Here is an 11,865-nt window from a genome sequence, read left to right as displayed (position 1 = left end):
TTATTCTTATAAAAGATTATGCTAAGTTGCTCTTTGCAACTTCTACTAACTGTGCAAATCCAGCTGGATCAGCTATAGCTAATTCTGAAAGCATCTTTCTGTTTACTTCTATGTCAGCCTTCTTAAGACCGTTCATGAATCTTGAGTATGACATATCATTCATTCTACAAGCTGCATTTATTCTCTGAATCCAAAGTTTTCTAAAATCTCTCTTCTTTAGTCTTCTTCCTGTATATGCATTACTTAAAGCCTTCATCACGAACTGATTTGAAGTCTTATAAAGCTTACTTCTTGATCCTCTATAACCCTTTGAAAGCTTTAATACCTTTTTGTGTCTCTTATGGGCATTCATACCATTTTTTACTCTTGCCATTATAATTCCTCCTCGATACCACTTCCTTATATTTTACTTATATGGTAATAACTGTTTAATTCTCTTTGCATCTCCGTCACTTACTAAAGCTGACTGTCTTAAGTTCATCTTAGTCTTAGCAGACTTCTTTGTAAGTATATGACCTTTATAAGCTTTAGCTCTCTTAAGCTTTCCGCTTCCTGTTCTTCTTAGTCTTTTTGCTGCACCTCTATGTGTTTTCATCTTTGGCATAACAAAGTCCTCCTCTCAATCATTATCTATTTCTTTGGATCTATAATTGTAACCATATTATTTCCCTCAAATTTAGGGGGTCTAGCTGGTTCTCCAAACTCACTTAACATCTCAATGAAATTCATCATTACTTGTCTACCTATATCTTTGTGTCCAAGTTCTCTACCTCTGAATCTAAGCTCAACCTTCACCTTGTCACCCTTTTTAAGGAACTTGATTGCATTGTTTGCCTTAGTCTTAAGGTCATTGTCACCAATTCCTGGTCTTAGTCTAATTTCTTTAACATTAATAGTCTTCTGATTCTTTCTAGCTTCTTTTTCTTTTCTTGCTTGCTCGTACTTATATTTTCCATAATCCATTATCTTGCAAACAGGTGGTTTCCCATTTGGCGATATCATAGCTAAATCCAAATTTTTACGACCTGCTAATTCTAAAGCTTCCTTAGAACTCATTATTCCAAGTTGTTCTCCACTTTCGGAAATAACTCTTATTTCCTTTGCATTGATTCCTTCGTTGATTATTAGTTCTTTACTGATATTAGAGCACCTCTTCTTTCATTTATAATAAAATAAAAAGACGGACAAAAATCCGTCTTAATTCTCAAAATAAAATAGCAAAATACTTTGCCAACTTCACTTATTTAACCAAACTAGCTACCTATTGTGCTGTAAGGTGAGAACGGATTCTACTTCTTTTCACTACTCTATCTATTATAGATGATGTTTATAGCATTGTCAAGTTATTTTACAATTTTATTTCACTTTTTTATTAATGTGATATTATTTCATATCCATCCTCTGTTACAAGTAATTGATGTTCCCACTGTGCTGATAGGGAACCATCTCTAGTATAAGATGTCCAACCATTTTTCTTATCTACATACACTTGTGGCTTACCTATATTTATCATCGGCTCTATTGTAAATACCATTCCAGGTACCATTACCATGCCAGTATCTTTTCTACCTACGTGAGATACAAAAGGTTCTTCATGGAATTCATTTCCTATACCATGGCCACCAAACATAGTTACTACAGAGTATCCATTTGATGTAGCGTGCTCATATATAGCCGCTCCTATATCACCTATATGTCCCCAAGGCTTTACTTGTTCAATTCCCTTTTCCAAGCACTCCTTTGTTATGTCCACTAATTTTTGAGCTTCTTCACTAGTTTCACCAATTATAAACATTCTTGATGCATCAGAAAAATAGCCTTCTTTTATAGTTGATACGTCGACATTTACTATATCTCCCTCTTTTAAGATAATATCTTCTGAAGGAATACCGTGGCAAACTTCATTATTTATAGATGTACAACAACTTTTTGGATAACCTTCATAATCTAATGTTGCTGGTATAGCATCATGTTCAATAGTATAGTCATATACCAGCTTATCTATATCTGCAGTACTCATACCTGCTTTAATATTTTCAGACACATGATCTAAAATACCAGTGTTAACAACTGCACTTTTTTTGATCATTTCAACTTCTTTTGGTGTTTTTATAATAAATTTATCTGGAACAATATTGCCCGCTATTTCAAGTTCTCTTAATTTTTCATCAAAATCCATGTGGCACTTTTTATACTTTAACCCACTACCACACCAACATATCTCATTTCTATTCAACATATCTTTCCTCCTAAACACAACTTTATTAATTTCAAGCTATAAATATAGCAAGTATCATTTAAACATTCATTTTATTTCTGCGATTTAATATTGAATTAGTAAACAAATAACTTAGATTTTATAAGTCTTTTAGATAAACTTATATTCAATTTTAAAATCAACAATAAATATTCCTATTTAATATAATACCACAAATTATCACTATTAATACAAAATTATAATAAATTTTTTTAATAATGATATCTATTTTCATAGTCTTATAAATATCTTTTTATATCCTCTTTGCTTATTTTTCTTTATATAATATATACTATTTATAATATATATATTTTTTTCAACTTATTTTTTTAAAATCATTAAATAAGTTCAAATTGTATCGGTTCACTTTCTTTTTTTATCCTATTGTACTGTAAATTGTTGACTTTTGTATACAATAATAATAAGATTGTAGTGTACTAATAATTTATAATTATTGTTTTATGGAGGAGAGTAAGATGAATAATAAAAGTGAAAAGCTTTCAAAACTAACGCAAACAGCTATACTTGCGGCATTATGTTTTATTACTTTTACATTTTTGCAAATTAAAATTCCTATACCAGGTGGAGGGGATATGACTTCGATACATTTTGGTAATGTATTTTTAGTTTTAGCAGCATTACTACTTGGTGGTTTCTATGGAGGAATGGCAGGAGCTATAGGTATGACAATAGCAGACCTTATGGATCCAGTATATATCTTAGTAGCACCCAAAACTTTTATACTCAAGTTTTGTATTGGACTTATAGTTGGAGCAATTGCTCATAAAATGGCTCATATTAATGAAACAAATGATAAAAAATATGTTTTTAAATGGTCATTAATAGCGTCTATATGCGGTATGGCATTTAATGTTGTTGCAGATCCAGTTGTAGGTTACTTTTATAAAAGATATCTTTTAGGTCAACCTGCTGAAGTTGCAGAAGTTTTAGCAAAGCTTAGTGCTGGCGTTACATTCTTTAACGCTGTTACAACAGTAATAATAGCTACATTAATATATTCAGCACTTAGACCAATACTAATAAAGTCAAATCTTTTAATTGACTATAAGGTCAAAAGTAGTAAGAATTTAAAATAATAATCACGCAAAGTTAAATACATCCTTTGGCGAGTTTAACCATATTCTTCTTGCCAAATCTAATGTGTTTTTCTGTATAATATTCACGTCATCCCCCAATATATGACGTGAATATTTGCTTGATATATAATGATAGTAATGATATAAATAAATATATAAACATTTGTCATAATAAAAAGGAAGCTAGATAATCTCTAGCTTCCTTTTTTTATTCTCATTTATAAAATATATATCTTATAGTAATTTCGTAAAACTTTTCCAGTCTGTAGATTTGCTTAAAGTACTTCTACCTCTACATTTTCTCTTTCTTCTATCTGCTTATCAATCTTTGATATGAATTCATTTATTTGCATAGATCCTAGTTCGCCTTCATCTCTAGATCTTACAGCTATATTCTTTTCTGAGCTTTCTTTTTCTCCAACAACTATCATATAAGGAATCTTTTCTAACTGAGCTTCTCTAATCTTAAATCCAACTTTCTCAGTTCTGCTATCAAGTTCTACTCTTATTCCCTGATCAAATAGCTTTGCCATAACTTCATTTGCATAGTCATTGTACTTATCTGATACAGATATTACCTTTACTTGGCAAGGTGCTAACCAAACTGGGAACTTACCAGCATAGTTTTCTATAAGTATTCCTATAAATCTTTCTATAGAACCTAAGCAAACTCTATGTATCATTACTGGTCTATGCTTTTCTCCATCTTTACCAACATATGTTGCATCAAATCTCTGTGGAAGCTGCATATCAAGCTGAATAGTACCACACTGCCAAGTTCTTCCTATACAGTCCTTTAGGTGGAAGTCTATCTTTGGACCATAAAACGCCCCGTCACCTTCATTTACTATATAATCCATACCTAACTCTTCTAGTGCACCTCTTAGACCATCTTCTGCTACTGCCCATTCTTCATCAGTACCCATTGAATCTTCTGGTCTAGTTGATAGCTCTACATGATATGAAAATCCGAACTTAGTGTATACCTTGTCTATAAGTTTAATTACACCCTTTATTTCTTCTCTTATCTGTTCTGGTAACATAAATATATGTGCATCATCCTGAGTAAATGCTCTCACTCTCATCAATCCATGAAGTGCTCCTGATAACTCATGTCTATGTACTCTGCCTCTTTCAGCAACTCTCATTGGGAAATCTCTGTATGAATGTAGCTGACTCTTATAAAATATCATTGCTCCTGGACAGTTCATTGGCTTGATAGCGTAATCTTCTTCATCTATCTTTACAGTATACATATTTTCTTTATAGTGGAACCAGTGTCCTGAAGTTTCCCATAAGCTTCTGTTTAATATAATAGGAGTTTCTATTTCTACATATCTATCTTCTCTATGTATTTCTTCCCAGTACTTCATAAGTGCTTGCTTTAATTCTATACCTCTTGGCAAGAATAGTGGGAATCCTGGACCTTCTTCTGGAATCATAAATAAATCTAATTCTCTACCAATCTTTCTGTGATCTCTTCTCTTTGCTTCTTCTAACATCTTAAGATGTGCGTCAAGATCTTTCTTCTTTTCAAAAGAAGTTCCATATACTCTCTGAAGCATCTTGTTCTTTTCGTCACCTCTCCAATAAGCACCTGCGATACTCTGTAACTTAAATGCCTTTATCTTCTTAGTGCTCTTTAGGTGTGGTCCACGGCATAAATCAAGGAATTCTCCCTGTCTATACATTGATATATGTTCTTCTTCTGGAAGGTCTTTTATCATCTCAACCTTATAGTCTTCTCCAATATCTTCCATCATCTTTATCGCTTCTTCTCTAGGAACTTCAAATCCTTCTATAGATAAGTCTTCCTTAACTATCTTCTTCATTTCAGCTTCTATTTTTTCTAGATCTTCTGGTACCAATCTATGATCTAAATCTATATCATAATAAAATCCATTGTCTATAGCTGGTCCTATAGCCAACTTAGTTTCTGGCCAAATTCTCTTTACAGCTTGAGCAAATATATGAGCAGTTGTATGTCTAAATACTTCTTTACCCTCTGCATCTTCAAACTTAAAGAAGTTCACCTTGCAGTCTCCATCAAGCTTTTCATTTAAACTTGCAAGTCTACCATCTATTGACCCAACCAATACACTTCTTGCAAATCCATCGCTTATATTTTTAGCTACATCAAATAGTGATGATCCATCTTCTACTTCTAATAAACTACCATCTTTTAATTCAACTTTTATCATTATAAATATCCTCCATATCATTTAAAATTTGTATAAAAAAAAACGCCCCATATAAAAATATTGGGACGAATAAATCGCGGTTCCACCCAAGTTGATGCAATGCACCCTCTCGATAAGACTTTAAGGCAGTCAACCGAGTCTTTTCACCAAAGCTACTAAACTCTGCTAAAAGGTAGTTTTCAGATATCTCATTTCTCGTGAACTTTCAGCCGATGATTCACTTCTCTTATAGACGATACATATCTTACTCTTCCTTTATCAAAGCATTTATTATTATGTTGATTTAATACTAACACAAGGGCAAAAAAATTTCAAGTTTTTTCTAAAAATAATAGAATATTTTCAAAACTTTTTATATATTATATTTAAAGCTAGTATTTACTTTTATTATTTCTTATTTTTATAAACTTTTTATTTACTATAACTATATAGCTTTATTTTATTTTTTAATTTATCAATTTATTTAAGCTTGAACTTTTGATTTGTGATTATCCTAATCCCTATCACTTTATTTCAATTTTAAGCTTTATTTTATTTTTGCCTTAAACTATATCATTTTATTTCAATTTTAAGCTTTATTTTTCCTTAAACTATATCATTTTATTTAAGCTTGAACTTTTGATTTATGATTATCCTAATCTCTATCATTTTATTTAAACTTCTTCTTTTTCTGACTCAAAATTCATAAATTTACTTATAATTTAATCCATTCTATATGATTACTAAACTTCCATAATCGGTTAATTTTTTATTTGAAAGAGACACAATTTTTTTACCTTTTTTCTCTATAAATTCCTTTATTATTAAAAAATCCGGATGACTTTTTATGTCACCAAAGAAACAAACTTTATCATCTATCAATGCAGAGGCTCCACCTATAAAACCATAATCAAAGTCAAATAAATCAATATGGGCTTGAGATATCTCTAAAACATCTATATTTTTCTTTTTTAATTCTCTACATACACCTTTATCCGCACTAATTACTGAGTTTTCATCTATCTGACAAATTGAACAATTAGCATAGCCTTGATTGATATCTATTAATTCTAATTTACTTCCTTTATCATCATAAGAAAGCTTTTTTAAAAACTCTAATATTAATGGGTCAATATCTGCAAATCTTCCAATTGCATATCTTTCTGTAAAACATATATTGTAGGCAATATCTTTTGGATATTTTTTATCTAGTCTTGTCCTAGCTTTTATAAGATTTATATGTTCAATAATTCCTTCTCTTACAAAAATATCCCTATAGTACTCATATGATTCTGGAGAACAAAATAAATTTTTACCTATTTTAAACATATTTATATCCACATGTCCTTCTATGGCCTTGTATACATTTTTATTTTTATAAGAGTCTATAAGTTTTATTCCAAGCCTTTCTATATTCTCTCTACATTCAATATCCATTCTATAATCAACTACTGCATATTTACTTTTATCCATCAAAATCACTTCTTCCCTTATAAATTATATTTTCAAAACTTATCACTTAGAATCTAAAACTAAGCAGGTGTTTTCCCGAACTAGTCTTATGGTATATAAATATTATCACTCAAATATGTGCAATTAAAAACATCTACTCCTAGTATACAATACATTAGAGTAGATGTTTGCTTTTTATTTTATTTCTACTAGATAAGCATAAAGTTTCTCTGCCAATCCCTTCCAAGATAACTCTTCTATATTCAAGTGCTTTTTTCTTCTCAACTTTCTATAGTTGATTGCTTTTTCTAGAGATTTTTTTAATCTTTCTGTAAAAGGTGATATTTCCTCTTCATATGGAAGTGATACTTCCTTCATCTTTGGTAGCTCAACATAATCAATCAAACCACTTTCATTAACCTTGCTTCCTAGCCACTGCTTTACTCCATCTACATCAGTAGATATCACATAGTTTCCACAAGATAAGGCTTCCAATATTACTAAAGGAAGACCTTCATAGTAAGATGGCAACACAAATATATCTGATTTATTTAGCTCCTCAGATAAACGAAACTGATTAACTCTGCCTATAAAGTCTATTTTGTATTTTGATTTTGATCCAGACTCTTTTATAGCATCACATTCTTCCTTTACACTTCCATTTCCAGCAAAAATAAATTCCAATGAATCATTTGGATAATCCAACTGATTAATAGCATCTATAAATGGCATCAATCCCTTGCTAAAAGATAGTTTGCCTGCATAGGATATCTTTATAGGTCCATCTTTTTTATAATTTTTATTATAAAATACGGAGCTATCATATCCACTTCCCAATACCCTTACTTTAGAACTATCAATTTCATATAAATCTTCTATAATCTTTTTTTGTTCAAAATGAAGAGCAAAAATCATATCCAACTTTCTAATTTTATCTTTTATATAAGACTTTTTAAAATCTATCCTCTTCATCTGCCTTATACATGTTCCGTGACATATTGCAACAATTTTTTTACTTGGAAATAACTCCCTAACTATAGATGTTGCAAAGTATAAATGATGGCATACAATTATATCTGGATTAAAGTCCTTTGTAGCCTCTTTCAAAGCCTCTACAATAGCAGACTTCATACTATCTGCCATCTCCTCGTCCATGTCCATATACCTAGTACTAGAGTAAGGCATATTGTCACTCATACCAGGGACATTAAAGTCTAGTTCTCCAGAATTATATATTACAGGAAAAAAATCAACTTCATTATTATACTTTTTTTCTATACTTTCTATACAATCTTCTCTGTCTATTCCAGCAACTAAGACCTGTTTTTCGCATAAACTTTTCATACCGTTTATTATTCCACTGAGATATATTCCACTTCCAGTAGAATCCGGTTTTTGAGCACTTACATGAAGAACCTTCATTTCCTACCTCCACCAATAATAATCAATTGTGTATGTTTATAGAAAAAATATATTTCGTAAGCATATACAATTTATAATTTTAATTATAAGTAAAAAAAACTATTATTTCAATATAAATACAGTTTTTGATAGATATATTCACTTGATATAGTTTTTTACTATTTTAAAGTATATGTAAATAAGTTTTGTCTATTTATTTTTAGCTCTTTTAGGGCCTTTTTTAATAGTTTTTAAATTTCAAATACATTTATTATTATTTGACCTTATATAATCTCCAAACTTTATAATTTTTTATTGCATAATCTTCTCATATAATATTAATCCCCATATAAATAAAGAGAAGCTGAAAGTTCCAACTCCTCTTTATTATGTATTATAGTGATTGATTAGGCAAAATTAGTTTTCCATAAGTCTGCATAATTCATCTGCAAACTCATCTGTGCTAGCACTTCCTCCTAGATCTACAGTAAGTATTTTTCCTTCTATAAATATCTTCTTTAAAGCATCTTCTATTTTTTCTGCTGCTTTATTTTCCCCTATATACTTTAGCATCATCACTGCTGATTGAATTATAGCAGTAGGGTTAGCAATGTTTTGTCCTGCTATTTGAGGTGCACTTCCATGAACTGCTTCAAATACTGCACAATCCTTACCTATATTGGCACTTGGAATTATTCCAAGACCTCCTACTAGGCCTGCACATAAATCAGATAATATATCTCCATAAAGATTTGGCATTACAAGAACATCAAAATTTTCAGGAGTCAAAACCAAGTTCATTGCTGCTGCATCTACTATTACATCATCTGCATAGTATTTTCTAGCTGCTGCATCTTCTCCATTTAATCTAAATATTTTGTTTTCCTCGCATACTCTGTCAAACTCTCTAAGGAATAATCCATCTGATAGTTTCATTATATTTGCCTTGTGAACACAAGATAATCTCTTGTAATTATTGTTCTTTGTATAATCACACGCAAACTGAACTATTCTATCAGTTGCTTCTTTTGTTATTATTTTTATACTTTCAGCTGCTATATCTCCTACCATATGCTCTACTCCAGCATATAAGTCTTCTGTGTTTTCTCTTATAATAGTCAGATCAATATTTTCATATCTTGACTTTATACCTTCAAAAGTTTTAACTGGCCTTACATTTGCATATAGATTCAAAGACTTTCTAAGAGCCACATTAACACTTCTAAATCCCTTACCTACTGGTGTTGCAATTGGTCCCTTAATAGCTATTTTATTTTTCTTAATACTATCTAAAACATACTCAGGAAGAGGAGTGTTGTACTCCTCAATAACACTTTCTCCTGCCGCTACTTCTTCCCAATTTATATCAACCCCACTAGCTTTTACTACCTTTTTCATTGCTTTTGTAACTTCTAGACCTATTCCATCTCCAGGAATTAGAGTAATATTATACATTTTTTACCTCCAATTATATTTTGAATTATTTACCTTATCTTTTTTGATAATTTTATTTTTATTCACAACTTCAATCTTATATAATTGAGTATTAATCTTTCTTCATTTTTATACTGTTTAGCTTTCCTCCAGCCATCAGCATATCTATTTCCTTCTGATTGAATATAGCCTTCACGAAAAACTCTTTATTTTTAGTTTTATTTTTTATCTTTAATCTTCCTGACTTAATTCCATCAAATATATCTTCTACAAATAGTTCATCCATCTGATCTATGGATTCAAAATCGGCTAAATCTTCAAACTCCATAGGCAAAATTCCACTATTTATTAAGTTGGCTTTGTGTATTCTTGCAAAACTCTTGGCAATTACACCCTTGATTCCTAAATAAAGTGGTGCAAGTGCTGCATGTTCTCTAGATGATCCCTGACCATAGTTATCTCCAGCTATAATAAATCCACCCTTATTATTTAGAGACCTTTCAGCAAAATCTTCATCAATCGTGCTGAAACAGAACTTTGATAGGTGAGGAATATTACTTCTATATGGAAGTAATTTTGCATTTGATGGCATAATATGATCTGTCGTAATATTATCTTCAACTTTTATTATAACTTTTCCATCCAAACTATTTTCCAATGCTGTATTTAATGGGAAAGGCTTTATATTTGGTCCCCTAACAATCTCTACGCTATCTGGATCTTTGCTCGGTGCTATTATCATACTGTCATCTATCAGGAAGTTGTCTACAGCTATCCCGTCAAAATCCACTTCAAAATCTGCATCTCTTGGATCCATTAGACATCCATATATAGCACTTACAGCTGCTACTTCTGGACTTGAAAGGTATACTTGTGCAGAATTAGTCCCACTTCTACCATAGAAATTTCTATTAAAAGTTCTTATACTCACAGCATCTGTACCTGGGGATTGCCCCATACCTATACAAGGACCACAAGAATTCTCAAGAATTCTAGCCCCTGAACTTATTATATCTCCAAGTGCTCCATTTCTAGCAATCATTTCCATTACTTGTCTTGAACCTGGTGCTATTACTAAACTTACATTATCCGCAACCTTTCTTCCCTTTAAAATCTTTGATACCTTCATCAAATCTTCGTATGATGAATTTGTACAGCTTCCTATTGCTACTTGATCTATTTTTATTTTTCCTTCATCTCTACATCTTCTAATATTATCTGGACTATGAGGAGCAGCTACCATAGGCTCTAGTTTATCTAGATCTATTTTGATAACTTCATCATAGTTAGCATCTTCATCTGCCAATAGTTCCTTCCAGTCCTCAAGTCTATCCTGTGCTACAAAGAACTCCTTTGTTTTTTCATCACTTGGAAATATTGAAGTAGTAGCTCCAAGTTCAGCACCCATATTAGTAATAGTCGCTCTTTGAGGTACTGAAAGATTTTCTAATCCTTCACCAGCATATTCATATACCTTGCCTACTCCACCCTTTACAGTTTGCCTTCTCAATACTTCCAATATGATATCCTTAGAAGATACCATGTGATTTAACTTTCCACTTAGCTCTACCTTGATCACCTGAGGCACCTTGATATAATAGGCTTCTCCAGCCATTGCAAGTGCAACATCTAGCCCACCTGCACCTATAGCAAGCATTCCAACTCCACCAGCGGTAGGAGTATGACTATCTGAACCCAAAAGTGTATCTCCTGGTACAGAAAATCTTTCTAAGTTTACTTGATGACATATACCGTTTCCTGGTTTTGAAAAATATATACCATATTTATTTGCAATAGTCTGTATAAACTTATGATCATCTGCATTTTCAAATCCCTGCTGAAGCATATTATGATCTATAAATGCCACAGACTTTTTTGTTTTAACCCTATCTATTCCCATAGCCTCCAATTGTAAGTAAGCCATAGTTCCTGTAGAGTCCTGTGTAAGAGTTCTATCAATTCTAATCCCTGCTGTAGTTCCCTTTTTCAGTTCTCCTTCTACCAAATGTTCTAATAATATTTTTTCTACTATATTTTTTCCCAA

Annotated in this window: 10 protein-coding genes and 1 other annotated feature; of the genes, 1 reads left to right on the top strand and 9 read right to left on the bottom strand. The window is 31.4% G+C overall.

Annotated elements, in window-relative coordinates; all coding sequences use genetic code 11:
• Nucleotides 1-16: 16 nt before the first annotated feature.
• The 4 genes from rplT to UF10_RS02675 all read right to left on the bottom strand — a co-directional run bounded on the left by rplT (nt 17) and on the right by UF10_RS02675 (nt 2,239).
• A complete protein-coding gene (gene rplT / locus UF10_RS02690) occupies nt 17-373 on the bottom strand; it encodes a 50S ribosomal protein L20 (protein ID WP_106776280.1) in 357 nt (118 codons plus the stop codon).
• Between the two features lie 33 nt (nt 374-406).
• Nucleotides 407-604, bottom strand: a complete 198-nt coding sequence (gene rpmI, locus UF10_RS02685; protein ID WP_106776279.1) for a 50S ribosomal protein L35 — start codon at nt 602-604, stop codon at nt 407-409.
• Nucleotides 605-630: 26 nt separating this feature from the next.
• A complete protein-coding gene (gene infC, locus UF10_RS02680; RefSeq protein WP_456299414.1) occupies nt 631-1,122 on the bottom strand; it encodes a translation initiation factor IF-3 in 492 nt (163 codons plus the stop codon).
• 250 nt (nt 1,123-1,372) lie between these two features.
• Entirely contained in the window at nt 1,373-2,239 is an 867-nt protein-coding gene (locus UF10_RS02675; protein WP_106776277.1) for a methionyl aminopeptidase, read from the bottom strand.
• Between the two features lie 494 nt (nt 2,240-2,733).
• On the opposite strand from UF10_RS02675, the gene UF10_RS02670 reads away from it, so the two are divergent.
• Nucleotides 2,734-3,354 (top strand): ECF transporter S component, encoded by a 621-nt coding sequence (locus UF10_RS02670; RefSeq protein ID WP_106776276.1) that lies wholly within the window; start codon nt 2,734-2,736, stop codon nt 3,352-3,354.
• Between the two features lie 275 nt (nt 3,355-3,629).
• Here UF10_RS02670 and thrS read toward each other — a convergent pair whose 3' ends face one another.
• From thrS to UF10_RS02645, 5 genes are all read right to left on the bottom strand, one after another.
• Nucleotides 3,630-5,555, bottom strand: a complete 1,926-nt coding sequence (gene thrS / locus UF10_RS02665; RefSeq protein WP_106776275.1) for a threonine--tRNA ligase — start codon at nt 5,553-5,555, stop codon at nt 3,630-3,632.
• 58 nt (nt 5,556-5,613) lie between these two features.
• Nucleotides 5,614-5,826, bottom strand: a binding site (T-box leader).
• A gap of 440 nt (nt 5,827-6,266) precedes the next feature.
• Entirely contained in the window at nt 6,267-7,007 is a 741-nt protein-coding gene (locus UF10_RS02660; protein ID WP_106776274.1) for a DUF6873 family GME fold protein, read from the bottom strand.
• 174 nt (nt 7,008-7,181) lie between these two features.
• A complete protein-coding gene (locus UF10_RS02655; RefSeq protein ID WP_106776273.1) occupies nt 7,182-8,408 on the bottom strand; it encodes a glycosyltransferase family 4 protein in 1,227 nt (408 codons plus the stop codon).
• 396 nt (nt 8,409-8,804) lie between these two features.
• The gene (locus tag UF10_RS02650) at nt 8,805-9,842 is read right to left on the bottom strand and encodes an isocitrate/isopropylmalate dehydrogenase family protein (protein WP_106776272.1); all 1,038 of its coding nucleotides are present in this window, start codon (nt 9,840-9,842) and stop codon (nt 8,805-8,807) included.
• 91 nt (nt 9,843-9,933) lie between these two features.
• The gene (locus UF10_RS02645; protein ID WP_106776271.1) at nt 9,934-11,865 is read right to left on the bottom strand and encodes an aconitate hydratase; all 1,932 of its coding nucleotides are present in this window, start codon (nt 11,863-11,865) and stop codon (nt 9,934-9,936) included.

It is taken from the genome of Peptostreptococcus russellii (assembly GCF_003012055.1).
Taxonomy (GTDB): domain Bacteria; phylum Bacillota; class Clostridia; order Peptostreptococcales; family Peptostreptococcaceae; genus Peptostreptococcus; species Peptostreptococcus russellii.
The sequence above is the reverse complement of the archived record's forward strand: the minus strand, read 5'-3'. Positions and strand labels throughout refer to the sequence as shown.

Excerpts from the sequence above, each read along its gene's own strand:
- rplT (WP_106776280.1), bottom strand. The coding sequence starts at position 373 with ATGGCAAGAGTAAAAAATGGTATGAATGCCCATAAGAGACACAAAAAG.
- rpmI (WP_106776279.1), bottom strand. The coding sequence starts at position 604 with ATGCCAAAGATGAAAACACATAGAGGTGCAGCAAAAAGACTAAGAAGA.
- UF10_RS02675 (WP_106776277.1), bottom strand. The coding sequence starts at position 2,239 with ATGTTGAATAGAAATGAGATATGTTGGTGTGGTAGTGGGTTAAAGTAT.
- UF10_RS02670 (WP_106776276.1), top strand. The coding sequence starts at position 2,734 with ATGAATAATAAAAGTGAAAAGCTTTCAAAACTAACGCAAACAGCTATA.
- thrS (WP_106776275.1), bottom strand. The coding sequence starts at position 5,555 with ATGATAAAAGTTGAATTAAAAGATGGTAGTTTATTAGAAGTAGAAGAT.
- UF10_RS02660 (WP_106776274.1), bottom strand. The coding sequence starts at position 7,007 with ATGGATAAAAGTAAATATGCAGTAGTTGATTATAGAATGGATATTGAA.
- UF10_RS02655 (WP_106776273.1), bottom strand. The coding sequence starts at position 8,408 with ATGAAGGTTCTTCATGTAAGTGCTCAAAAACCGGATTCTACTGGAAGT.
- UF10_RS02650 (WP_106776272.1), bottom strand. The coding sequence starts at position 9,842 with ATGTATAATATTACTCTAATTCCTGGAGATGGAATAGGTCTAGAAGTT.